Raw genomic sequence first — 24,184 nt, 5'->3', positions numbered from 1 at the left:
CAGTCGTTTTGCGTTCTCGGCTTTCCCCTTCGAGCTGACACGAACAGCCGAAAACCGCGGAAAAAATGCGAAGACCAACGATGAGAAAGAGCGTCGCCGTCCCGGTGGATGGCGAGTCGAGGCGAAAGCCTAGGCGCAGTCGCAGGGTGTAGGACAGCGGAAATGCCGCCGGCAGCTCAGGCCGATGCGACGGCGATCGCGCGCTCCATCTGCGGGTCGCGCGCGCTGACGATATCCGCCAATCGCCGCGGCACGACGATATCGGGTGTGACGCCGGCATCAGGCTGCGGCCGGTCGGGCCAATAGGCGATCAGCGGCAGGTCGACCTCGATCCCCGATCCCGGCAGGTTGACGAAGAAGAACGCGCCGCCGTTGATCCCGCGCAGATTCCCGCCGGTCGCCTCGCCGATAAGCGTCGCCAGCCGGTGCTGCTTGATGAGCGCCGCAAACCCGAACGTCGCCGAGGCGTTCTTCGGCCCGATCAGCACCGCGACCCTGCCGGTGAAGCGGCGCTTGGCCGGCAGGATCGTGTCGGTGTCGGTGGCATCGCCGGGCTGGTCGAGCGTGTAGAAGCCGTTGGCGTCGGGCCCGATCGCCGACGCTCCCCAATCACGGAAGCTGCGATCCCATGTCTTGAGATACGGTGCCAGACGCTCGGGAATTGCCCGGTAACGGACATGCCGCGAGTAATTGTCGGTCTTGAGGGGGGCCGTGATCAGGCGCGCCAGCACCGCCGCGCCGCAATCGAGGCCGCCGCCGTTCTCGCGCAGATCGATGACGAGGCCGGTGAGCTTGCGGTCGATCGCGGTGTCGATGCTGGTGTCGATGAAGCCCTGCCAGTCCCATTTCTCGTGGAACACCGCCCATGTCGGCATCGTCAAGACGGCGACAGCGCCGCGCGGTTCGAACCGCCAGCCGTACGGCGACGCGGTTGACTTGGGATCGAGCGTCGCGTCGCGAGCTGCGGCGGACAATAACGGGCAATCGATCGTCCGCGTGGCGCCGTCCGAGCGGACTTCGAGACGCGCCAATCGCCCCGTTGCGGGAAACATCAGCGTGCGCAGGATGTCGAAGCTCGGCTGATCACCATCGCCGGGGATGCCGAGATCGGCGAGCTTACGCGCTTCGTTGCTCCCGTCGGTGCGCGCGTACGGCACCATGCGGGCGAGCATCGCGCCCGAATTGATTCCGTCGATCGTCACGACCTCGGTGCCGGGAGCGAGCCCGTGCCCGCTCCCCAGATCGCGCGTCACGATCATCCGTCCGTCGAGCCAGATGAAGGCGAAGGGCAGGCGATCGGCGGCGTCGAACAACGCCGTGATCGCCGGGGTCTGGTTAGATGGGTTGGGGTAGCTATGCCCGCACCGGATGCTCGCCGTGAACGCCGAAAGCGCGAGGTAGAAATCGCCACGCGACAGCGGCTTGGCGGCGATCAGGTCGAGCCGCTCGCGCGCTTGGGCGAACTGCGCCGGGGTCAGGTAGCGATAGAGGCCGGGGTGGAGGCTGGTATAGGCGTCGGTGAGGACCGCGATGTCACCGCGCATCGTCGCGGGCTCGAGCAACTCTGCGCTCGCGCGCGCCGACGCCGGAACGAGCGCGGTCAGCGCGGCGCAGGCAATGCCGCCGAGGACGAGGCGGCGATCGGGACTGAACATTGGCATCGGCTCCGAGAGGGATGCCCGCACCGTGACGAAGTTGGTCAGGCCGTGCGCTGCAAATCCGGGTCGCCGACATCGTTTTTGCTGTTTGAGACGCGCCGGTATGCCGATGGCGTCATGCCGAAGCGCTCCTTGAAGACCCGGTTGAAGGTCGCCTTCGAGCCGAACCCGGCGTCGAGCGCGATCGCCAGGATGTCGTCGTCGCTCGAGCCGCGCAGCCGCTCGGCGGCATGGTCGACCCGCAGCCGGTTGATCGCGTCGGCGAACCCGACCCCGAGACCCTCGTTCAACCCGCGCGACAGATACGCGGTGTTGGTGCCGAGGCGGCGCGCCAGTCCCGCCAGATCGAGGCCGGGATCGCGCCACCATTTGTGCTCTTCGATTCGCCCGACCCAGTCGCGCGCGATGCCCGGCCAATCGCGCGGTGGCGGCTCGACGATCGGCTGCAGGCGCGCGCCCGACTGCCGCCAGCCCTCGATCGCGAGGTAATTCCCGATCAGCGCGAGCGCGACGTAGAAGCCGAACATGTCGAAATACGACAGCGGCACGATGAACGTATCCACGATCGTGTACGCCGTCCGCAGCGCGACGATGACCGCAAACGCGACCAGTACCCCGCGAACGCGGTCAGCCGCGGCCAGATCGGTCCGCCGCGCGCGCAACCATGCGCGGTGACGCTTGACCAGCCGCCACCCGGCGACGGCATAGCCGATCATCGAGCCGAGCAGCAGCACCGCAAGCAGCGGATCGAGCCACGGGCGCTGGATCTCGCGATCGAACACGCCGCGCAGATCGAGCGGCAGGCAGAACACCGCCGCCTGATACGCGAACTGGACGACCGGCAGCGCCGCGTGCCACCGCGAGATCGGGCGGTCGAGAACCAACGCGTTGAGATGCGCGTACAGCAACGGACCCATCGCCAGCGGAACCGCGAACGGCGCAAACGACAGCCACGGCCAGCGATCGTAAAATCCGGCATAGCCGATCGCGAACGGCGTCAGCATCCCGCACAGGACGACGAGCAAGGCGCCGAGCGTGCGATCGGCCCGGCGGACGTGCCGCACGAGGATGGCGGCCGCCAGCAGCAGCATCTGACCTTCGAACAGGCCGAGGACGATGCTCATGGGTCCGACGCCGGTCACGCGACCATCGACCCTTCCAGGGGCGGAAGGTCAAGCGCGTGTGATGGCCGCCTAGAACGGCAGCAGTCGGCTCGACCGCGTGTAGTTGACCCACCCCGCATTGACCCCGAGCCGCCAGCCGACGCCGAGCTTGATCGGCACGAGGATGACGTTGTCGCGCTGGTTGTACGTCGCGGTGAAGCCGCCGATCAGATACGCTTTGCCCTCCGCCGCGGGGTAGCGGCGGAACAGGTCGTTGGTGTCGTCGAGGTGGTAGATCAGCGTAAAGACGCGGTCGCCGTCGCCGCCGACGTCGAAGCCGACCGACGGCCCGGTCCAGTGGACCGGCTGCTCGCCCTCGACCTTCGAATACAGCGTCCCCGAGCCGTAGCGCAGCCCGATGAAGAACGCCCCCGACGCCTCGCGCCCGACGATATAGCCGTTGGGGCGGCCGAGGTCCTTGAACGCCTTTTCGATCAGCTTCGCCGCGCCTTCCGCACCCTTGCCGAACGCGCCCTCGGCAGCGGCGATGACATCGCCCTCCTCATAAGTGTCGGCGGGCGGATGCGCGAAGCCAGGGTCGACCGGCGGTGTCGCGGGATGCACAGACTGGGCGCTCGGAGGCTGGGGCGTTTCGGTCTGCGGCACAAGCGCTGCGTCGGGCGTGGCCGGCGGTTGCTCCTGCGCCAATGCCGGCACCGCACATAGAATTGCCGCCAGGGCCAGCGTGATCCGCATCGATTTACTCCCGCTCGACGATCGACGCCCCCGTGCATCCTTGCCGCGCGGCTCCGCCAAAGTCCAGAATGCCCGCGCTCGTCTGGGCGCGCCTTCCCAACGCCCGGCACCGCTGCTACCGCAGTGCAGCAGCGGACGGGAGCAGACATGCGGATAACGATGATCGGCGCGGGCTATGTCGGCCTCGTCTCAGGAGCGTGCTTTGCCGATTTCGGCCATGATGTCGTCTGCGTCGACAATGATCCGTCGAAGATCGAGCGGCTCCGTGCCGGGGTCATGCCGATCTTCGAACCTGGCCTCGCCGAGCTGGTCACCGGCAACGCCCGCGCCGGCCGCCTGACCTTCACCACCGATCTCGCCGCCGGGGTCGCCAACGCCGAGGCGGTGTTCATTGCCGTCGGGACCCCGTCGCGCCGCGGCGACGGCCATGCCGACCTCAGCTATGTCTTTGCCGCAGCGAAGGAAATCGCGCGGGCGTGCACCGGCGACACCGTCATCGTGACCAAGTCGACCGTCCCTGTCGGCACCGGCGACGAGGTCGAGCGCGTTCTCCACGAGGCCAATCCCGACGCGCGTTTCGCCGTCGTGTCGAACCCCGAATTCCTTCGCGAGGGCGCGGCGATCCGCGACTTCAAATTCCCCGATCGCGTCGTCGTTGGCACCGAAGACGCGGCGGCGCGCGCGGTGATGACCGAGATATATCGCCCGCTGTTCATCAACTCATCGCCGCTACTGTTCACCGCGCGGCGCACCGCCGAGCTGATCAAATACGCCGCAAACGCCTTTCTCGCGACCAAGATCACCTTCATCAACGAGATCGCCGACCTGTGCGAGGCGGTCGGCGCGAACGTCCAAGACGTCGCGCGCGGCATCGGCCTCGACAACCGGATCGGCTCGAAATTCCTCCACGCCGGCCCGGGCTATGGCGGGTCGTGCTTCCCCAAGGACACGCTCGCGCTGATCAAGACCGCGCAGGACTTCGGCACGCCGGTGCGGATCGTCGAGACCGTCGCGGCGGTCAACGACCAGCGCAAGCGGGCGATGGCGCGCAAGGTCGTCGCCGCGTGCGACGGCAGCGTCCGCGGCAAGACGATCGCGATCCTCGGCCTGACCTTCAAGCCGAACACCGACGACATGCGCGATTCACCCGCGATCGCGGTGGTCCAGGCGCTTCAGGACGCCGGCGCAAAGATCCGCGCGTTCGACCCCGAGGGCGTCGAGCAGGCGAAGCTCGTGCTGACCGAAGTCGATTATGCGACCGACCCGTACGACTGCGTCGCCGGGGCGGATGCGACCGTGCTGATGACCGAATGGGACGCATTCCGCGGGCTCGACATCGACCGGCTGGGCAAGGCGATGGCGCACCCGGTGCTCGTCGACCTGCGCAATGTCTACCGCCCCGACGAGATGGCGCGCCGCGGGATCGCCTACACCAGCGTCGGCCGGTAAATCCGCACATTGCAGAGCGTATAACGCTTCGGTATAGCCCGTCGCTTCGCGGAGTCGTGGGTGAGCGGCTGAAACCAGCAGTTTGCTAAACTGCCGTACTGGGTAACCGGTACCGAGGGTTCGAATCCCTCCGACTCCGCCAGTCGAATCCCAACAGCAAGCGCGACCACGACCGGATTGTGCCGCTCGAGCGTGATCGCCAGCGGCGCGGACTCGCCTGCGGCGAGGGTCATGGCGTTGAAAATCCAGCGCTGCGGCGGTGACGTCAGGTCACGGCCGTTCGCCTTGAGCGCGGCCTCCTTTGCCGCCCAGATTCCGGCAGGTCCGTGCCAAGCTGCGAGGTCGGCGGGGTTCGCGTCGAACCCGGCGAGAGCGATGTCGCGGGCGGCCTCAGCCTCGGCGACGAGTTCGACGTCGATCCCGATCGGCGTCGGGGCGATCGCCGCTGCGATCCAGCCAGGGCGCCACGCGACGCTGGCGAACACCGTCGGCTCATTCAGGAACCGACGTCCATCCGCGCCGCACAGCAGGCGCACATCACGCGCATCGATCCCGAGCACCCGCTGCGCCAGCGCCCCGAGGAGCTGACGGCGGAGGACGCTCGGGGCCCCCCCATGCGCCGCGTCGGCGAGCTGCGCGGTCGTCAACGGGGCGAGGCCTGCGACCTCGGCCTCTGGCAGAAGTAGCGCCACCGGGCCGGTGAAGCTGCCGACGTCGCCGCCGACATCCGCCAGCCGCCAGCCGATCACCGCGCGGCGGGCCGGGCGGGCGATCCTTCCCACGCCGTGCCGGGAGCGAGTGATTCGCCCTTCATCAGGACCGACAGGTCGCCGAGTTCGGCGCCGTCGTCGACCACGGCGTCGTACAGGACGATCGCGAGCGACCCGACCGTCGCGCGGGCACCGATGCGGACCGCCGACACTTTCATCACGCGGTCCTCGAACAAATGCGTTTGGAGCCCGGCGGCATCGTTCAAGGCCGCGTCGTCGCCGATCTCGATCAAGTCAAACTCGGTCATGTCGGTGGTGTCGAGATAGACGCGGCGGCCGATCTTCGCCCCCATCAAGCGGAAATACGCCGCCAGCCACGGGGTTCCGCGCAACGGTGCGAGGAGGAGATTGACCGCGAGGTTCTCGTACGTCGCGGTGACGAGTTCGGTCCGCCAGACGAACCAGCTCCACAGCGGCTTGGTCGTCGCGCGATATTCACCGACGACGATCCACTTGAGCGCGACGACCGCAAGTCCGGCGACGAGGACGAAGGCGAAATACAGCGGCGCGAACCAGATCGCAATCGCCTCGGCGGGGTGCGGCATGTCGGCAAGGTCGCCGACGACGCTGAGCAGGAGGCTGAGCAAGGAGATGAAGATCGACAGCGGCAGGATCGTCCGCAGCGTCTCCATCGTCAGTCGCGCCGCGACCAGTCGCTTCGGCGGATTGAAGCGCGCGCCTTCGTCGAACATCGTCGCGACCTGCCGCGCCGGCAGCCGCAGCGGCGGCGAGCCGAACCACGTCGCCCCCGGCGTCGCGGCGAGCGCAGGCTCCTCGGGCGGGCGCGACAGCACGCCGATCAGCGAGTCGTCGCCGAGGATGCTCCCGGCAGGAATCAGCGCGCTGTTGCCGACGAAGGTCCGCCGCCCGACTATCGTCGCGGCAAGGCGGATGCGCCCCGGCTCGGCCTGCGCCGCACCGAGGACGACGCCGTCGGCGATGAAGCTTTCGGGGCCGATCGTGACCAGATCGTGGACCACCGAGGTCGCGGTCGAAATCTCGGCGCGGCGGCCGACGTTCGCGCCCATAAGCCGGAACCACGGGCGGACGAACAAGGTCGCATAGATCGGGTGGAGCAGTTCGAGCGCGAGCGCGCCGAGCTGGCGGACGATCCAGAAGCGCAGGTAGAAGCCGCTCGTCACGGCGTGGACACCCGGGCGGACGCGGCCGAGCAGGGCCCACTTCACCGCCGCCATCAGCGCGCACATCAGGATGACATAGGCGGTCGCGAGCAGCGGCGAGAAGGCGACGAAGCTATACCCCTCAGTCGACCAGTCGACCTCGATCATCGCGATCAGGCCGGGGGCGATCGGGATCAATGCCGCGATCGGCAACAGGCCGGCGGCGACGAGCAAGGCGAAGGCGGTGACGTGGCGGCGGACAGCACTCGCGCGCGGCGGCAGGTCGGCGGCGTGCTTGCCGGCGAACTCGGCAGGCGATCCCGACCAGCGCTCGCCCGCCGGAATGATCCCAGCGGTCGGCAGCGCCGACAGTCCGTCGAGCATCGCGCCGTCGCCGACGTGCGCGCCGCGCCCGACCACCGCCATCGCGCCGATCGTCGCGCGCGCGCCGACCACGACCGGGCCGAGCTTGAGCAGTCCGCCCTCGACCGCGCTCGTCGCGAGCATCGATCCCGAATCGAGCGAGGCATCATCGCCGATCGTCGCAAGGTCGGCGGTGTCGATGAAATCGCACAGCAGCAGCGCGTCGCGCCCGACCTTCGCTCCGAGCAACCGATAGTAGGATGCAAAGGCGGGGGTGCCCGCGAGATACTGCGAGGCGACGGTCTCGAGGACGCGGCGGACGAACCACCAGCGGAAGTAATAAAGGCCCCACAGCGGATACTCACCCGCCTTGGTCCGCCCGAGGACGAGCCATTTGCACGCGACCGAGATCAGTAACAGGATCGGCGGCAGCGCGATGAACGCCGCGGCTCCTGCTGCCGCCGCCTGCGCGCGCGTCAGGCCGTTCGACGCCCAATAGACATAGGCCAGATACGGCAGCAGCCACTGCAACCCGGCGAAGGCGTAGATCAGCGGCAGCGCGAGCGTCTGCGCGATCGTGCAGAGCACAAAGCGCAATTGCGGCACCGGCGCGAACGCCGTCGTCATCGTCGCCCCGGCCGAGACCCCGCGCGCCGCCAGTCGCGTCGCCAGTGCGCGGATCGTCGGCGCAGCGTACAGGTCGTTGATCGACAGCTCGGCGAGCCCCGGCAGCTGGCGCGCGCGCGATACCGCCCGCGCCGCGCGCAACGAATGGCCGCCGAGGTCTTCGAAGAAATCGGCGGTCACCGAGACCGGCAGCGGCGCGAAGATCTCGCTCCATGCGCGGTGGAGTTCGGTTTCGAGAGCGGTCGCGGGGGCCTCGATCGAGGTTGGCGCCGCGCGCGCGACCGGCGCAGGGAGTGCCTTGCGGTCGACCTTGCCCGACACGAGCAGCGGCAGCCGGTCGAGCGGCTCGTACAGGCCGGGGCGCATGTACGACGGCAGGCGGTTCTTGAGCGCCGTCGCAATCCGCGTTGTGTCGATCGTCGCGCCAGGACGCGCGACGACGTACGCGACGAGCGTTTCGATGCCATCGGCGGCGTGGAGCGCGCAGACCGCCGCGGCGACGGCGGGGTCGTCGCCGATCGCGGCCTCGATCTCGCCGAGCTCGACGCGGTAGCCGCGGATCTTGACCTGCGTATCGATCCGCCCGGCAAAGGCGATGTTTCCATCGGCGCCGACGGTGACGAGGTCGCCCGATCGGTAGACGAGTTCAGGACCGGCGTCGGCGTCGAGCGTCAGCGTAACGAATTTGGCGGCGGTCTGCTCGGCGAGGCCGACATAGCCCTCCCCGACCCCCGGACCGCCGATAACGAGTTCGCCCGGGGTTCCCGGCGGCACCGCGATGAGGTCCTCGCCAACGACCCATGCACGGTAGCCGGGCAGCGGCGTGCCGATCGTGACCGGCGCAGTCACACTCAACTCGGCCCACGTCGCAGTCACCGACGTCTCGGTCGGGCCATAGGTGTTGAGCAGCCGCAGCCCGTCGCGCGCCCAGCGCCGCGCGAGATCGGGCGGACACGCCTCGCCGCCGAGGTTGATCAGGCGGACGTGCGGCAGCGGCGTATCGACGACCGCGAGGAGCGACGGCACGCAATGCCAGACGGTGACGCCTTCGCGGGCGATCGCGACGGCGACTTCGGGGCCGCTTTTCGCCAGCGCTTCGCTCGAGACGACGAGCTCGGCCCCGGCGAGGAAGGCGGGCCACATCTCCTCGAGCGACATATCGAAGGCGAGGCTGAAGCCTTGGAAAACGACGTCGGCGGGGGTCAAGCCGAGGATCGCGCTTTCCGAGCGGACCAGATGCGCGATGTTACGGTGGCGGATCGCGACGCCCTTGGGCCGCCCGGTCGTCCCCGAGGTGTAGATGATATAGGCGAGGTCGTCGGGAGTGTTGGCGGTCGAGCTTCGCGTGAAGTGCCACGCCTCGCCGGTCGCGATTTCGCCGAGGCGGTCGTCGAGCGGCACCACCTGCGGGTGGGCGAAGTCGTGGAGGCGTTCGACCGTCGTCAGGATCAGCTTGGCCGCAGCGTCGGCGGCGATGAAGTCGATCCGTTCGGCGGGAAAGCCCCAGTCGACCGGGACATAGGCGGCACCCGCCTGGAGGACGCCGAGGATCGCGGCAAACTGATCGAGGCCGCGCGGCAGGCAGAGAACGACGCGGTCGCCGCGCGCGACGCCGCGGTCACGGAGGAAGTGCGCGACCTGCGCTGCCCGGCGGCCCAGATCGGCGTAGGTGAGCGTGCTGCGCCGTCCACTCGCGACATCGGGATCGGCGAGGCGCAGCGCGGTCGCATCGGGCGAACGCGCTGCGGTCGCAGCGAAAATCTCGTGAAGCAGTTCGTCGCGCGCGTACGGCGGCTGGGGGTACGGCGGCGATGCCGGTTCGATCGGGTGCATGGGGCTTCGGATCGGTCCAGCTGCGCGGAGAATTGGCTGGCTTTACGTCGTGGCGGCGCGATCGGCTAGGGTCTGCGGTGTCGCCGGAGTGCGCTGCGTATCAATCGTGCTGCGCGATGACCCCTGCCGCGATGAGGCTGTCGAGCGCCGCGTCGTCGATCGTGAGCCAGTCGGACAACGCCTCACGCGTGTGTTGCCCGAGGAACGGCGGCGGAGCGCGATAGTCGGCGGGGGTCGCCGACAGCTTGCCGGGAAACGCGACCGAGGGGATGACGACGCCGTCGTCGCGCTCGAAATTGTGGACCGTTCCGCGTGCGGCGATGACGGGATCGGCGAAGACCTGCGGGATCGAGTTGACCGGCCCGGCGGGGACGCCGCGCGCCGACAGGCGCTCGATCAATGCGGCAGCGTCGAAGACGCCGACACGCGCCTGGACTTCGGCCTCGATCGCATCGCGGTTGGCGAGGCGGGCGCGGCTGGTGGCAAAGCGCGGGTCGGTCCCGAGGTCGGCGATGCCGAGTTCGGCGCACAGGGCGCGGAACTGCCCGTCGTTGCCGACCGCAATGACGATCGTCCCGTCGGCGGCGTCGAAGGTCGTGTACGGTACGATCGTCGGGTGGCGGTTGCCCATACGGCCGGGAGTGACACCGCCCGCGAGCCAGTTGAGCGACTGGTTGGCGAGCATCGCGATCTGCGTATCGAGCAGCGCGACGTCGATATGCTGGCCGACCCCGGTCGCCTCGGCATGGCGCAGCGCCATCATGATGCTGACCGTCGCGTACATGCCGGTGGCGAGATCGCACGACGCGACCCCGGCGCGCAGTGGCGGGCCATCGGCTTCGCCGGTGATGCTCATGAACCCGCCCATCGCCTGCGCGACGAAATCATAGCCCGCGCGATCGGCGTACGGCCCGGTCTGGCCGAAACCGGTGATTGAGCAATAGACCAGCCGTGGATTGATCGCCGCGAGTGCGGGGTAGTCGAGGCCGTATTTCGCCAGCCCGCCGACCTTGAAGTTCTCGACGACGATATCGGCCTCGGCCGCGAGGCGAAGCAGCAAGGCGCGCCCTTCGGCATGCGCGATGTCGATCGCGGCCGAGCGCTTGTTGCGGTTGCACGACAGGTAATACGCGCTCTCGCCGAGCGCGTCGGGATCGTCGGGCGCCCCGACGAACGGCGGGCCCCACGCGCGGGTATCGTCACCGCGACCGGGCAATTCTATTTTGAGAACGTCGGCACCAAAGTCGGCCAGGATCTGGGTGCACCACGGCCCGGCGAGCACGCGTGAGAGATCAAGCACGCGGACGCCGTCAAGAACTCGGATCGGTACCGGACTAATTCGAGCCACCCGTGTAGCTCCCAGCGTCGGTAATCAAGCTGGCAGCCAGTCTGATGAAAGAGATCGTCGCACCCTGGAAATATGATTGCGGGCAATCGTTACCGCCATCGACCAGATCGAATCAAGATCGCAAGGGGATTCAGCCGGACCCGATGTAGAAGGCCAACGCCCCAACAAACAAACTCCGCCGTCGACCAAGAGCCGACAGCGGAACTATGTCTTCGTCAATACGAGCGACTTCTGACGAAGTCTTCTCGAATAGACTATCCGCGTCTTACTGCGCCCAGGGCGGGATGTCGCGGAAAAAGGTAGAGATAATACCGAGCAGGATACCCATAATTCGAACTCCACAGTTGGCGTCGTTGCAGTCTATATTCTGTTGACCATATTTTCTCTTGACGCGCAAGAGGCCACGTCCAAAAGTTAGTGGTTTTTTTCCATTAATACCGATTTTTCTCTGAAGACGCGAAAATCCCTTTAACTATAAACACTTATAAACCTTCGTAAATAGTCTGTTAAGGAGTTGCGCGTCATTTTTGGCGGGGCGAGCGGCTGAAAAGCACTGCTACCGGGTCGAACCGCACAGACGGGAGACTGATTTCTGCCCTATGCTGATTCGCGACCTGATAAAAGCTGTCGATAGCGAGCCGGTTTAGCGCTAGGCTGCAGCGTGACCGACGCTCTTCGCCTCTATACCAAAATCGCCGCTGCGGTCGGTCAGACGTTTGCCCGTTTCTCGAACCCCGCCAATGCCCGCACCGACCCGGCCGAGCGGATACGGCGGCGGCGCGCCCGCGATTATGCGCGGCTTCTGCGCAGCGAACTCGACTGCGCGCTGGAGAGCGGCGAAATCTATCTCGTCTACCAGCCCAAGCTCTGCCTGCGCCGCGGGATCTACGACGGTGTCGAGGCGCTTATCCGGTGGCAACACCCCAATCTCGGTGAGGTCGATCGCGGCAGTGTCATCACGATCGCCGAGGAGTCGGGTCAGATCAACAGTCTGACCTTATGGGTGCTGCGACAGGCGATTTCCGACCAGAAACGCCTGCTCAAGCAAGGCATCGAGCTTCGCTTCCACGTCAACATGTCGGGAAAGTCGCTCAGTAACGACGTCTTCGTCGCCGACGTGTGCGCGATGGTGAAATCGGCCCCGGGCGTGATCGGTTTCGAGATAACCGAGACAGCATTCATCGATCATCCCGCGGCGGCGCTCGTCAATTTCCACCTGCTCGCGGCGTCGGGCATTCGCCTCTCGATCGACGACTATGGCTCGGGCCATTCATCGCTCGCGTATTTGAAGGAATTGCCAGCCGACGAATTGAAGATCGACAAGCTGTTCGTCAGCGGCATGACCAAGAGCAACCGCGACCCGCTGATCGTCAGGTCGACGATCGACCTTGCCCACGCGCTCGGCATGCGGGTCGTCGCCGAAGGCGTCGAAAGCCATGCGACCCTCGCCTTGCTCCGCGTCATGGGCTGCGACGTCGCCCAAGGCTTTTTCATCAGCCCCGCGCTCAGGATCGCGCAGCTCGAGACATTTCTTCGCGACACCGCGCACCTAACACGGCTGACCAACACCGACACCTCGCTCACGCCGGCAAAAGCGTTCTGGATCCGGTCCGAGCGCGACAACCCACCGGGAGCAGTCGCAGATGGCGCAACCGCGACGGATTAGCTTTACACGCAGCATCTGCGCGGTTGGCCTGGCACTTGCCGTCGCGCTGTCGGCGCCGGCCGCCGCATCGACGCCGCGAACGGCCGCCCCCATCGATCACAAAGCGTTCGATGCCGCCATCGTCCAGACCCGGGCGGCGATGCTCGGCGATCCGGTTCGCGCTGCGCGCCTGGCGGAGGATGCCGGCAAGATCGCGGTCGGATGGCCGCCGGGCGATGCGCGCGACATTGCCTTCGCGACCTCGCAATGGCTCGAAGGCGAAGCCGCGTTTCGAACCAACGACGTCTCGACAGCTCAGGCGCGGATCGTGGTCGCCTTGCACACCGTCGAGCGTATCGCGCCGGGTTCGAAGCTGCAGGCCGACCTGCTGCTGACGCGGGCGAGGATCGCGGTCGAGCAGGGGCGGCCCCAGGCCGGGCTGATCGACCTCCAGCAGGCCTATGGCATGTTCGCCAAACTTGGCGATGCGCGTAACGAGGCGAAAGCGCTGCAGAGCATTGGCTCGATCTATCAGGACGCGCAGGACTTCAATCGCGTCCTTTATTACTACCGGCAGGCGCGCGAAGTTTACCCGAGCGATCCGACGCTCGGTCTGTCCGCCAGCAATAATATGGCGAACGCCTACGCCCAGACCGGCCGGCCGGATTCGGCGATGCAGGAATATAAACACGCGCTCGGCCTCGCGCAGCAACTGGGAAGTCCGCTTCTGAGTGCTCGTATCCTGAACAATATCGCCGACCTGCAAATCATCGACAGGAAGTTTGCGGCCGCCCGGCTGACGATCCGGCAGGGGCTCACGTTGACGACCGATCCTAAGGCGAGTGCCGAGCGGCCCTCACTGCTCGGCGCGCAGGCGCGGCTCGAACTCGCGGAGGGAAATCCCGACGCTGCCGTCCGTGCGATCGAGTCGGCCTTTGCCAACGCCGAGAACACGACGACCGATCAGACTTACCGCCCGATCCACCTGACCGCATATCGCGCATACAAGCTGACGGGAGATTATCAGCGCGCGCTCGACCACCTCGAATCGTTCCGCACGCTCGACGAAGCCGGGCGGACCCTCGCCACCTCGACGAGCTCGTCGCTGATCGCCGCGCGCTTCGATTTCGTGAACCAGAATGCCAAGATCGCCACGTACAAGACGGAGAAGCTCGAGGCGGCGGTGACGCTGGCGCGGCTCGAGGCGCGGCAACGGACCTTGCTGCTTGCGGGCCTGCTCGTTCTCGTCGCCGGCGCCGCGCTATTTCTGATCATCTACCTCAAGGCGCTTCGTCGCAGCCGCAACGAGATCCTGGCGGCAAACCGCCAGCTCGAGCAGACCAACTCCGAACTCGCCGAGGCGCTCCTGGCCAAGTCGCAGTTCCTCGCGACGACGAGCCACGAAATCCGCACCCCGCTCAACGGTATCCTCGGCATGACCCAGGTCATGCTCGCCGACCGGACCGTCACCGGCGGGACTCGCGAGCGGCTTGGGCTGGTTCATTCGGCGGGGCAGGCAATGCGCACGCTGGTCGACGACATTCTCGACTTCGCCAAGATGGATTCAGGGGCGCTGGCGATCGAATCGGGCACGGTCGATGTCGCCGTCGTGCTGCCGGACCTCGTCGCACTGTGGCGCGTCGAAGCGCTCGACAAGGGGATCACCCTCGATCTCGTCATCGACAAGACCCTCGTGCCGATCGTCACCGACGTCGTCCGGCTGCGCCAGATCACCTTCAACCTGCTGTCGAACGCGGTAAAATTCACCACCGAGGGGTCGGTCCGCATCACCGCCGCGCCGATAACGGTCGATGGCACCGAACAGGTCGAGATCGCGTTTCGCGACACCGGTGTCGGCATCCCCGCCGAGGCCTTCGAAACGATTTTCGAACCCTTCCGCCAGCTCGACACGAGCACCACCCGGCGCTTCGGCGGGACCGGGCTCGGGCTCGCTATCTCGCGCCATCTCGCCCGCGCGCTCGGCGGCAACATCGTCGTCGACAGTGTTCTCGGCGAAGGGTCGGTCTTCAAATTGCGGATTCCCTATACGATCGCCGTCGCGGCCGTGCCGGTCGTGCCGCAGGTCGCCGACCGCGCCAGCCGTGCGCGACCCGAATTATTGATCGTCGGCCCCAACCCGATCGCGCGAAGCATGCTGCGAACCCGGCTCGATCCGCACTTCGACCGATGCAGCGCCTGCGATGTCGCCGAGGCGATCGAGCGCACCGGGCACGACCAGCCAGACATCGTCCTGATCGATGCCGAGGGTCTCGAAAGCGACGATTTGACCGGCGTGGTCGCTCGGCTCGCGGCGCTGCCGGTCGCAGTCGCGGTGCTCGTCCCGGCGGGAATGGCGGCATCCGCCGAAGCCCTTTACAGTCATGGGGCCGGCGCGGTCATCGTCAAGCCGGTCAGCATCGACGGGCTCCGCGACGCCCTCGCCGCTTTGCCCCAAGCGGCACTCGTGTCATGCTAATCCCGGTCATTTATTGTTCAGCATGGTTTTTTGGACCCGAGTGAACTAGCGATGGATTGACGGACGGACATCGGTGAGTCCGCATGAGGTATCGATGCAGGTACTGGCGATCGAGGACGATGCCCTGAATCGACGCGTCGTGCGCGATATGCTCATGGTTGCGGGTGTTGGCATGGACGAAGCCGACAGCGCCGAGAAGGGCCTGCGGATGATCGACGGGATGGATTTCGATGCCATCCTGATGGACTTGCGGATGCCCGGCATGGATGGATTTGAAGCGATCGGACTGATCCGCCAGCGTCACGACGCCAAGGCGTTGCTGCCGATCATCGTCATCACCGCCGACGCCGCCGATAATTTGCGCGCGCAGTGCCTCGCGCACGGTGCCGATGAGCTCCTGCTCAAGCCGGTCGCGATGGAGGAACTGTTCGACGCGATCGGTCGCGTCATCGCCGCGCGCTCCGATGGGTCGATGATGGTCTAACGCCTGTAAGGCCTCACCTCCAGGCCTAAGCCGACCTCAGCCACCGACGACGAACCGCATGCTTCCTTCCGCGCTTTCGCTGGCAACGATCTTCAGCCCGCGCTCGGCCGCGAACGCCGCAACCTCGCCTGCCGCCGCCGGGTCGTCGCTCAGCAGTTCGACGGACGCGCCATCGCGCAACGCCCGCGCCAGCCTTAGCACCGGCCATGGGCAGCGAAGCCCGCGCGCGTCGATCAGGGTCGGGCCGGTCATCGATCTTCTATAGCATGACACGAGCGGAGGACGGGAGCAGCGCCACGAGACGACGCGCGACCCGGCTATCTGGTTGCGCTAATGCTGCCGCCGATGACCAGTTCACTCCCCGCCCCGGACCCCACCACCGCTCCATCACGCCACCCCCACGCACTCGCCTTCATCTTCGTCACCATCCTGATCGACGTGATCGGCTTCGGCATCATCATGCCGGTGCTGCCGGAGCTGATCATGTCATTGGCGCGGGTCGAAATCGGCGAGGCGGCGCGCATCGGCGGCTATCTGATGCTGGCGTATTCGGCGATGCAGTTCGTGTCGGGGCCGGTGCTCGGCGGCCTGTCGGATAAATACGGCCGGCGACCAATCCTCCTCGCGTCATTGACCGCGTTCGGCCTCGACTATCTGCTGACCGGGTTCGCGCCGACACTGGCGTGGCTGTTCGCCGGTCGAATCATTGCGGGCATCACCGGCGCGTCGTTCAACAGCGCCTATGCCTATATCGCCGACGTCACCCCGCCTGAGCGCCGGACGCAGGACTTTGGGCTGCTCGGCTTTGCGTTCGGCGCGGGATTCATCATCGGACCGGCAATCGGCGGATTGCTTGCGGTGTACGGCGCGCGGACGCCGTTCTTCGTCGCGGCGGGTCTCGCGCTGGTCAACGTCGCTTATGGGTATTTCGCGCTGCCCGAGTCGCTCGCCAAGGCCGACCGGCGCGCCTTCGACTGGCGTCGCGCGAATGTCTGGGGATCGCTCGTCCGGTTACGCGCGCTGCGCCCGATCGTCCTGACCCTCGCCTCCGCGACCTTCCTATGGAGCTTCGCGCAGATTTCGCTCCAATCGACGTGGAATTACTTCACCCTCGCGCGGTTCGGCTGGAGCGTGAAGCAGGTTGGCTGGTCGCTTGCGGCGGTCGGCGTCTCGGCGATCATCGCGCAGGCGGTGCTGACCCGTGTGCTGATCCCGCGCTTTGGCGAGAAGCGGTTGATACCGTGGGCGGTAATGAGCGCGATCGCGAGCTATGTGATCTACGCCAGTGCGATTGAGGGCTGGATGATGTACGCCGGAATCGCGGTCGGAACGCTCGGCGGCTTGGTCTACCCGTCGCTCCAGTCTCTGATGTCGCAGGAGGTCGGGCGCGATTCGCAGGGGGAGTTGCAGGGCGCGGTGTCGAGCCTCGTCAGCCTCGCGGCGATCGTCGGGCCGCCAGTGATGACGCAGGCCTTCGCCTATTTCTCGAGCCCCGCCGCCCCGGTCCATCTGCCGGGGGCGGCGTTCGTGCTCGCGGCGCTGCTCGCCTGCGGCACGTTCTTCCTGTTCGAACGTGCGATCGGGACTAGATCCGACCCATCAGCACCAGAATGACGACGATGACGACGATCAGGCCGAGCCCGCCCGACGGGCCGTAGCCCCAGCCGCTCGAATAACCCCAGCTCGGCAAAGAGCCGATCAGGAGGAGGATGAGGACGATAAGAAGGATCGTGCCGATGCCCATATTTTTGCTCCCTGTATCTATGGTTGGGACTCAACGCCCCGCCTCCGTAACGGTTGCGTCGCCCGGTCACCGTCCCTAAGTCGCGACTATGCTTAAAGTCGATGCGGCGATCGATCGCCTGACCCATGCCCTTGCCGCCGCCAAGGCCGCCGGGGCCGACGCCGCCGATGCGGTCTATGTTGGCGACGCCTCGACCTCGGTCAGCGTCCGCCTCGGCGCCCTCGAGGATATCGGTCGCTCCGAAGGTGAGGAGGTCGGCCTGCGCGTCTTCGTCGGGCGGCGATCGGCGAGCGTGTCGACGTCGGACCTGTCGATCGCGGCGATGACCGCGGTCGTCGACCGTGCGGTCGCGATGGCGCGCGAGGCCCCCGAAGACGAATACGCCGGCCTCGCCCCGGCCGACCGGCTGATGCGCGACGATCCCCCGGCGCTCGATCTCGATGACGGCGGCGACCCCCCGGCCGAACTTCTCAAGGCGCTCGCGATCGAGGCCGAGGACGCCGCGCGCAGCGTCGCCGGCGTGACCAACTCCGAAGGCGGCGGCGGCAGTGCCGGTCGCGCGGTGATGGCGCTGGTGACGTCGACCGGTTTCGCCCGCGGCTATCGCGGCACGAGCTACGGCGTGTCGGCGAGCGTCATCGCCGGCGAGGGCCAGGCGATGCAGCGCGATTACGCCTATCACAGCGTCCGCCACTTCGCCGACCTTGACGCCGCCGCCGTCATCGGCCGCGAGGCGGGCGAGCGCGCGACGCGACGGGTCAATCCGTCGAAGCTCGACACGCAGGCGATCACGATCGTGTTCGATCCGCGCGTCGGCTCGTCGCTGCTCGGGCATCTCGTCGGGTCGATCACCGGCTCGTCGATCGCACGCGGGACAAGTTTCCTGCGCGACAGCCTCGGCGCCGAGATATTCGCCCCCGGCGTGACGATCCGCGACGAACCGCACCGCATCCGCGGCCTGCGCTCGCGCCCGTTCGACGGCGAGGGTCTGGCGACGACGGCGCGGTCGATCATCGACGCCGGGCGGCTGACCGGTTGGCTGATGGATTCGGCGAGCGCGCGCCAGCTTGGCCTCGAGCCGACCGGCCACGCCGCGCGGGGCGTGTCGGGCCCCCCGGGAGCGGGGCCGTCGAACCTCCATATGGTCGCGGGGACGACGAGCCGCGCCGACCTGCTCAAGGGCATCAAGCACGGCTTCTACGTCACCGAGCTGATCGGCATGGGCGTCAACGGCCTGACCGGCGACTATAGCCGCGGCGCGAGCGGTTATCTGATCGAGGACGGCGAGCTGACAATGCCGGTCGCCGAGGTGACGATCGCGGGCAATCTCAAGGACATGTTCCGCAACCTGACCCCCGCCGACGACCTCGTCTTCCGCCACGCGACGAACGTCCCGACGATCCGTATCGACGGGATGACGCTCGCGGGGGGCTGACGGCCGGGACCCGGCCTACTTCGCCTTCTTCAACGCTTCCGGTTTGTGCGCCGCCTCGCCGCCCTTGTCGGACTTGACGATATATTCGGGGTTGTCCTTCGACGCGGCGACCTTGTGGCCCTTGATCTTCGTCGGGGTAGTGACCTTCTTGACCACCTTGCCGACCGAGTGGCCGCCGCTCGAATCCCACTCGACCTTATCACCCTTCTTCAAGTCCGCCATCGCTCACTCCATCACGCGGGCCACGACGCCGATTGATCCGGCGTCGATCGTCAGTTCGTTGAACGACGGCGGCGAGACGCGGATGCGTTCGGACAACGTCCCCGCGCCGATCAGCCGCACGCCGTCGACGACGATGTCGAACGGCTCGTGGGTATGGCCGCTGAGCACGGCGTCGACCCCCCTTGCCGCCAACGCCGCCAGCGCCCGCCGCCCGCCGCGCGTCCGATGGCGGCTCCCGAGCCCGCCGAGCGGATGGTGCCCGGCGACAATCTTCAAGTTTTCAGGCGGCGCCTTCGCCAGCAGCGCGAGCGTCTCGGCGAGGCGATGCGGCCGGACGATCCCCTCGGCCCAGTTGCGCCGGAGCTGGGCGCGCGTTGCGGTCCGCAGCGGCACGATCGACACGCCCGGCAGCACCAGCGGCCGCTCGACGGTGCGTTCAAGCCGGTCGAAGCGCTTGGTCGGATCGGTGAAGCGCTCCCACAGGTTGAACAGCGGCATGTCGTGATTGCCGAGCTCGACCGTCACCGGCACCTTGAGCGCGACCAGCCACTCGCACGCGGCGGTGAATTCGCGGCGGCGCGCAGCGGCCGTGAGGTCGCCGGTCATGATCACCGCGTCGGGCTGCTCGGCGGCGACGGCGGCGGCAAACCACGCCAGCGCGTCGCGGTCCTCGGTCCCGAAATGCAGGTCGGAGACGTGGAACAAGCGCGTCATGAAATCGGCCCTCGGCCTTGGGTCGTCATGCCTTGGTCGCGATGAACGTGAGGCGGGTCACCGCGTGCTCGACATGGACCGGCGCGCGCAGCTTCGCGGGCTCGCCATCGAACAGCACCGACACCTGCCGCGACGAGGCGAGGTCGACCGACGGCGCATAGGTGACGGTGACGCCATCGGCATCGCGCCAGTCGCCGAGCAGCCACGACCAGCCGAGCCGCGCAGCGATGAACCAGCTGTCGGTGCTGACCGCGGCGATTTCGAGATCATGGTCGCGCGGGGTGACGATCACCGCACGGTGCCGCCCTGCATTGGGCCCTTCCCCGACGACGCGGATCGTCCGCGCGAAGGTCTTGCGCGCGGCGTAACGCAATGCGCGGGTCACCTTCGACCACGCGCCGCTGCGGACATATTCGCGCGCGTGGAACCACGACGACGCCGGGCCGAGGATGACCCCGACCATGGCCCGATGCTGGCCGCAGATTGCGACAGGGACGTGGATCGCGTGCCCGTTCGGCGCGCGCTTGAGGACTTCGGCCCAGCCGATGTCGCCGTGGAGCTGCTTCGCCAGCCCGTTCATCGTTCCCCCGGGCAGGATAAGCGCGGTCCCGTCCCAGTCCTCGACGTTGCACGTCGCCGCATTAATCGTGCCGTCGCCGCCGAAAACGACGAGCGTATCGACCCCGGCGGCGTCGAGCACCGTCGCATCGGGCAGCGTTTCGGCCGGAAATGCGGTGCGCCCGGCGATGACATAGTCGCCACACGCCTGCTCGAACTCGCCGACGATCGCGTCGCTCGTCGATCCGCTTGCGGTATTGAGGACGAGCCAGAGTGTCTTCATGCGTCCCCCCAGCGCGCGGCCGCGCGCCTCCCTTAGCGTCCTAGCGCGAGAGCGCGCGCCTCCCTAGCGCCCCATCGTCGTCGCGGTTCCCGAATCGGCGGCGGAACGACTCGCGCACGCATAAGTTGATCCGGCGACAATGGAGAGACGACATGGCCGCGCGCGCCTATTGGTCGGGACAATTGCGCCTCGCGCTCGTCTCGATCCCGATCGAACTCTATTCGGCGACACGGAGCGCTGGGACGATCGCGCTCAACCAGATCCATGAGCCGAGCGGCAAGCGGATCAAGTACGAGAAGACCGTCCCCGGGCTCGGCACCGTCGACCCCGACGAGATCGTCAAGGGATTCGAGGTCGAGAAGGGCAAGTACGTCATCCTGTCCGACGACGAGATCGAGGGGGTCAAGCTCGAGTCGAAGAAGACGCTCGAACTGACCCAGTTCGTCGACGCCGCCGAGATCGACCCGATCTATTTCGAGAAACCGTATTTTTGCGTGCCCAAGGACGAGCTCGCCGAGGAAGCGTTCTGCGTCATCCGCGATGCACTCAAGGCGGCAAAGAAGGTGGGGCTCGGCCAATTGGCGATGCGCGGCCACGAGTATCTGATCAGTCTCAAGCCGTGCGGGCGCGGGATGATCCTCGAGACTCTGCGCTACGAGGAGGAGGTCAACAAGGCGAGCGGCTTCTTCCGCTCAATCCCCGACGACGCTGCGACGCCTGAACTGATGGAGTTGGCGACCGCGCTGATCGACAAGCGCACCGCGAAGTTCGATCCGGGCAAGTTCCATGATCGCTACGAGGATGCGCTGCGCGCGCTGATCGACGAGAAGCGCGGCAAGAAGGTCGCCGATGTCGAGAATAATGAGCCTGCGCCCAAGGCATCGAACGTGATCGACCTGATGGCGGCGTTGAAGGCGTCGATCGAGAGGGGCGGCGCGGCCCCGGCGGCGGCTTCGCCGAAGGTTGCACCGCGCAAGGCGAAGGCGGCAGCGAAGGCCGAGCCGGAGGCCAAGGCTCTCGCAAGGAAGCGCGCGTGACCCTCTGGGTTGCCACGATCAAAGTGCGCGACTGCTCATTTTTATAACGTCATTCCCGCGAAGGCGGGGACCCATCACCCCAACCGTCCGTGGTGATGGGTCCCCGCCTTCGCGGGGATGACGGCAGAGATCGGGATCACACCATGCCCACCCCCGCTGATGCTCTCGCTAAATACAACAGCAAGCGCGACTTCGCGAAGACCGCCGAACCCGCGGGCACCCCCGGGCGCGCGACCGGCGACAGCTTCATGGTCCAGCGCCACGCGGCGTCGCGGATGCACTGGGACTTTCGTCTCGAACTCGACGGTGTCCTGCTGTCATGGGCGGTGACCAAGCCACCGAGCGGCGATCCGTCGGTCAAGCGCCTCGCAGTCCGCACCGAGGACCACCCGCTGAGCTACGCGACCTTCGAGGGGACTATCCCCAAGGGCGAATACGGCGGCGGCACGGTCATGCTGTGGGACCGCGGGACGTGGACCAACGAGATCGACCCGCGCGAGGGGATGGCGAAGGGCAAGCTCCATTTCACCCTGACCGGCGAGCGGATGAAGGGCGAATGGGTGCTAATCCGCCTCAAGCCCGAGGGCAAGGCGGAGAACTGGCTGCTCGGCAAGATCGCAGATGAGTTTGCGACGGGGGCCGAGCTCGACTTCGATACGAGCGTGGAGACGGGGCGGACGATGGAGGCGATTGCGGCGGGTGAGCCGCCCGTGAAAACGACCACCGCGAAGGCCCGCAAAAAATCGACTGTCATCCCCGCGAAAGCGGGGACCCAAGGTCCCGATGTTTCGACATTGGGTCCCCGCGTTCGCGGGGATGACAGAAAGTTCGAAGGCGATGGGAGCAAGCCGAAGTCGGGCAAATTCCCTACCCTCAAACCGCCCCCCTTCCGCGAACCCCAGCTTGCCACCCTCGTCGACACCCCGCCGACCGGCAACGACTGGCTCCACGAGACGAAATACGACGGCTATCGCGCCCTCGTTGCGGTCGGCGGCGGCACGGCGATCGCCTATTCGCGCAGCGGGCTCGACTGGACCGCGAAATTCGGCGCGGTGCCGGTGGCGTGCGCAACGCTGCCGTGCGCGTCGGCGCTGATCGACGGCGAGATCGTGGCGCTCGACGCCGCCGGCAAGCCGAATTTCTCGACACTCCAGGCGGCGCTCAAGGACAATGGCCCGCTACTGTATTTCGCCTTCGACCTCCTCGAACTCGACGGCGAGGATCTCGCAGGTCTGCCGCTCATCGAGCGCAAGGCGAAGCTCGCGCCCCTCCTCGCCGACGCCCCCGCGCCGCTGCATTATTCCGAGCACGTCCGCGGCGGCGGCGAGGCGATGTTCTCGGCGTTGTGTGCGGCGGGCTACGAAGGCGTCGTGTCGAAGCGCGCCGACGGCAAGTCTCGCCCCGGCCGGTCGGGGTCGTGGCTCAAGTCGAAATGCACCCACCGCCAGGAATTCGTCATCGGCGGCTGGTCGAAGTCGGAGAACGGGCGCGGCTTCGCCTCGCTGCTCCTCGGGGTCCAGGAGGACGGGGGGCTGCGCTACGCCGGGCGCGTCGGCACCGGCTTCGACGACCGCACGCTCGAAGACGTCACGGCGAAGCTCGCCATGCTCGCCACCGACAAGTCGCCCTTCGCCGGAAAGCTACCTGCGATCGCCAAGCGCGGCGCGAATTTCGTCCGGCCCGAGCTCGTCGCCGAGATTGCCTTCGCCGAGTTCACCGCCGACGGCCACGTCCGCCACGCCAGCTTCCTCGGGCTGCGCAGCGACAAGAAGGCGGCGGATGTCGTTCTCGAAGCCCCCGCAAAGGATTCGGACCCGGTTCGCGCCGCCCCGGCCGCCGCACCCGCCCCCGACCGCCACGGCGTCCGCGTCACCAGCCCCGACCGCATCGTCTTTCCCGACCTCGGCATGACCAAGGGCGCGCTCGTCGACTATTATGCGGTCGTCGCCGACGTCATGCTCAAGGAACTCGGCGGACGCCCGATCAGCCTCGTCCGCTGCCCGCAGGGACGCGCGAAGGCGTGTTTCTTCCAGAAGCACGACAGCGGCATGTTCTCCGACGACGTCCACCACGTCGACATCGCCGAATCCGACGGCAAGACCGAGCCGTACCTCTACGTCGACAACCCCGAGGGGCTGCTCAACTGCGTCCAGATGGGGACGATCGAGTTCCACGGCTGGGGCAGCCGCGTCGCCGATATCGAGCGCCCCGACCGGCTGGTGATCGACCTCGATCCCGACGAGGGGCTCGACTTCGCCGTCGTCCGCACCGCCGCCGTTCTGATCCGCGACCGGCTGAAGTCGAAAGGGCTGGCAAGCTTCCCGATGCTCACCGGCGGCAAGGGCGTCCATGTCGTCGCGCCACTGATCCCCGACGCCGAATGGCCCGCGGTCAAGGCATGGGCGAAGGCGTTCGCCGAATCGCTCGAGGCCGAGATGCCCGACGCCTTCGTCGCCAACATGAGCAAGGCCAAGCGCAAGGGCCGCATCTTCGTCGACTGGCTGCGCAACCAGCGCGGCGCAACTGCGGTCCTGCCGTATTCGGTCCGCGCCCGAAGG

18 protein-coding genes, 1 tRNA gene and 1 pseudogene are annotated in these 24,184 nt (G+C 67.1%); 10 read left to right on the top strand and 10 right to left on the bottom strand.

Annotation, left to right across the window (positions count from 1 at the left end; all coding sequences use genetic code 11):
• Positions 1-176: 176 nt before the first annotated feature.
• The 3 genes from KTC28_RS07150 to KTC28_RS07140 all read right to left on the bottom strand — a co-directional run bounded on the left by KTC28_RS07150 (position 177) and on the right by KTC28_RS07140 (position 3,517).
• On the bottom strand, positions 177-1,655 hold the full coding sequence (locus KTC28_RS07150) for a S41 family peptidase (protein WP_216708270.1): 1,479 nt from the start codon (positions 1,653-1,655) through the stop codon (positions 177-179).
• 44 nt (positions 1,656-1,699) lie between these two features.
• Complete coding sequence (locus KTC28_RS07145) at positions 1,700-2,782, bottom strand: AraC family transcriptional regulator (protein ID WP_216708269.1); 1,083 nt, start codon at positions 2,780-2,782, stop codon at positions 1,700-1,702.
• A 69-nt stretch (positions 2,783-2,851) separates the two neighbouring features.
• Positions 2,852-3,517 carry a DUF1134 domain-containing protein gene (locus KTC28_RS07140; protein WP_216708268.1) on the bottom strand — a complete coding sequence of 222 codons (666 nt, stop codon included), beginning with the start codon at positions 3,515-3,517 and terminating at the stop codon, positions 2,852-2,854.
• 147 nt (positions 3,518-3,664) lie between these two features.
• Here KTC28_RS07140 and KTC28_RS07135 point away from each other — a divergent pair, with 147 nt between their 5' ends.
• The 3 genes from KTC28_RS07135 (at position 3,665) to KTC28_RS07125 (ending at position 5,652) form a co-directional block, all read left to right on the top strand.
• Entirely contained in the window at positions 3,665-4,966 is a 1,302-nt protein-coding gene (locus KTC28_RS07135; RefSeq protein WP_216708267.1) for a UDP-glucose dehydrogenase family protein, read from the top strand.
• Between the two features lie 50 nt (positions 4,967-5,016).
• A tRNA-Ser gene (locus tag KTC28_RS07130) sits at positions 5,017-5,108 on the top strand.
• Between the two features lie 184 nt (positions 5,109-5,292).
• Positions 5,293-5,652 carry a hypothetical protein gene (locus KTC28_RS07125; RefSeq protein WP_216708266.1) on the top strand — a complete coding sequence of 120 codons (360 nt, stop codon included), beginning with the start codon at positions 5,293-5,295 and terminating at the stop codon, positions 5,650-5,652.
• Positions 5,653-5,711: 59 nt separating this feature from the next.
• Here KTC28_RS07125 and KTC28_RS07120 read toward each other — a convergent pair whose 3' ends face one another.
• Together KTC28_RS07120 and KTC28_RS07115 are read right to left on the bottom strand one after the other, a co-directional pair.
• Complete coding sequence (locus KTC28_RS07120; RefSeq protein WP_216708265.1) at positions 5,712-9,680, bottom strand: Pls/PosA family non-ribosomal peptide synthetase; 3,969 nt, start codon at positions 9,678-9,680, stop codon at positions 5,712-5,714.
• 100 nt (positions 9,681-9,780) lie between these two features.
• Complete coding sequence (locus KTC28_RS07115) at positions 9,781-10,980, bottom strand: CaiB/BaiF CoA transferase family protein (RefSeq protein ID WP_255602344.1); 1,200 nt, start codon at positions 10,978-10,980, stop codon at positions 9,781-9,783.
• A gap of 709 nt (positions 10,981-11,689) precedes the next feature.
• Here KTC28_RS07115 and KTC28_RS07110 point away from each other — a divergent pair.
• From KTC28_RS07110 to KTC28_RS07100, 3 genes are all read left to right on the top strand, one after another.
• On the top strand, positions 11,690-12,694 hold the full coding sequence (locus KTC28_RS07110; RefSeq protein ID WP_216708264.1) for an EAL domain-containing protein: 1,005 nt from the start codon (positions 11,690-11,692) through the stop codon (positions 12,692-12,694).
• Positions 12,672-15,149 (top strand): ATP-binding protein, encoded by a 2,478-nt coding sequence (locus KTC28_RS07105; protein WP_216708263.1) that lies wholly within the window; start codon positions 12,672-12,674, stop codon positions 15,147-15,149. Before KTC28_RS07110 ends, KTC28_RS07105 begins: the two co-directional genes overlap by 23 nt.
• A 94-nt stretch (positions 15,150-15,243) precedes the next feature.
• A complete protein-coding gene (locus tag KTC28_RS07100; RefSeq protein ID WP_216708262.1) occupies positions 15,244-15,633 on the top strand; it encodes a response regulator in 390 nt (129 codons plus the stop codon).
• Positions 15,634-15,669: 36 nt separating this feature from the next.
• Here KTC28_RS07100 and KTC28_RS07095 read toward each other — a convergent pair whose 3' ends face one another.
• Positions 15,670-15,885 (bottom strand): sulfurtransferase TusA family protein, encoded by a 216-nt coding sequence (locus KTC28_RS07095; RefSeq protein WP_216708261.1) that lies wholly within the window; start codon positions 15,883-15,885, stop codon positions 15,670-15,672.
• A gap of 93 nt (positions 15,886-15,978) precedes the next feature.
• Between KTC28_RS07095 and KTC28_RS07090 the strand changes: the two genes are divergently transcribed.
• Positions 15,979-17,247 (top strand): TCR/Tet family MFS transporter, encoded by a 1,269-nt coding sequence (locus KTC28_RS07090; RefSeq protein ID WP_216708260.1) that lies wholly within the window; start codon positions 15,979-15,981, stop codon positions 17,245-17,247.
• Here the strand turns inward: KTC28_RS07090 and KTC28_RS07085 are convergent.
• Positions 17,219-17,377 (bottom strand): DUF3309 family protein, encoded by a 159-nt coding sequence (locus KTC28_RS07085; RefSeq protein WP_216708259.1) that lies wholly within the window; start codon positions 17,375-17,377, stop codon positions 17,219-17,221. The two genes, KTC28_RS07090 and KTC28_RS07085, sit on opposite strands and share 29 nt — an antisense overlap.
• Positions 17,378-17,465: 88 nt before the next feature.
• Between KTC28_RS07085 and KTC28_RS07080 the strand changes: the two genes are divergently transcribed.
• Positions 17,466-18,812 carry a TldD/PmbA family protein gene (locus tag KTC28_RS07080; RefSeq protein ID WP_216708258.1) on the top strand — a complete coding sequence of 449 codons (1,347 nt, stop codon included), beginning with the start codon at positions 17,466-17,468 and terminating at the stop codon, positions 18,810-18,812.
• 15 nt (positions 18,813-18,827) lie between these two features.
• Here KTC28_RS07080 and KTC28_RS07075 read toward each other — a convergent pair whose 3' ends face one another.
• Genes KTC28_RS07075 through KTC28_RS07065 form a run of 3 tightly spaced genes read right to left on the bottom strand, consistent with a single transcriptional unit; the run spans position 18,828 to position 20,589 of the window.
• Positions 18,828-19,034 (bottom strand): hypervirulence associated TUDOR domain-containing protein, encoded by a 207-nt coding sequence (locus KTC28_RS07075; protein WP_216708257.1) that lies wholly within the window; start codon positions 19,032-19,034, stop codon positions 18,828-18,830.
• A gap of 3 nt (positions 19,035-19,037) precedes the next feature.
• Positions 19,038-19,748 (bottom strand): metallophosphoesterase family protein, encoded by a 711-nt coding sequence (locus KTC28_RS07070; protein WP_216708256.1) that lies wholly within the window; start codon positions 19,746-19,748, stop codon positions 19,038-19,040.
• A gap of 25 nt (positions 19,749-19,773) precedes the next feature.
• A complete protein-coding gene (locus tag KTC28_RS07065) occupies positions 19,774-20,589 on the bottom strand; it encodes a diacylglycerol/lipid kinase family protein (protein WP_216708255.1) in 816 nt (271 codons plus the stop codon).
• A gap of 152 nt (positions 20,590-20,741) precedes the next feature.
• Here KTC28_RS07065 and ku point away from each other — a divergent pair, with 152 nt between their 5' ends.
• Together ku and ligD are read left to right on the top strand one after the other, a co-directional pair.
• A complete protein-coding gene (gene ku / locus KTC28_RS07060; protein ID WP_216708254.1) occupies positions 20,742-21,626 on the top strand; it encodes a non-homologous end joining protein Ku in 885 nt (294 codons plus the stop codon).
• Positions 21,627-21,721: 95 nt separating this feature from the next.
• Positions 21,722-24,130 (top strand): annotated as a pseudogene (gene ligD, locus KTC28_RS07055) (DNA ligase D); the annotation flags it as partial.
• Positions 24,131-24,184 lie beyond the last annotated feature (54 nt).

The organism is Polymorphobacter megasporae, from assembly GCF_018982885.2.
Lineage (GTDB): Bacteria > Pseudomonadota > Alphaproteobacteria > Sphingomonadales > Sphingomonadaceae > Polymorphobacter_B > Polymorphobacter_B megasporae.
The sequence above is the reverse complement of the archived record's forward strand: the minus strand, read 5'-3'. Positions and strand labels throughout refer to the sequence as shown.